This is a genomic window from Streptomyces sp. P17, from assembly GCF_032436805.1.
Lineage (GTDB): Bacteria > Actinomycetota > Actinomycetes > Streptomycetales > Streptomycetaceae > Streptomyces.
Window position 1 is genome coordinate 1 of the sequence record NZ_JAVRBF010001007.1, and the last position, 262, is coordinate 262.

The 262-nt window shown below is 43.9% G+C and carries 1 protein-coding gene; it reads left to right on the plus strand.

The window, feature by feature from the left end; genetic code table 11:
- Nucleotides 1-262 (plus strand): ROK family protein (locus RMT89_RS43745; RefSeq protein WP_315889319.1); only part of this gene is annotated, 262 nt, incomplete at both ends.

Here is a 262-nt window from a genome sequence, read left to right on the forward strand (position 1 = left end):
CCAATTGTTAGTCAACTAGAAGAAGTATTTCATCTGCCAGTCACCATTGAAAATGACGCAAATTGTGCAGCTTTAGCTGAGGTCTGGCGTGGTGCGGCAAAAGATGTGGCTAATAGTCTCTTTTTAATTATTGGAAGTGGTATCGGTGGGGCACTTGTTTTGAATAAAGAATTGGTCAAAGGCCCTCAATTGTTCGGTGGCGAATTTGGCTATATGTTGATGGATGGCAATCAAACCCTTAGTCGGCTAGCCAGCCCAGTTG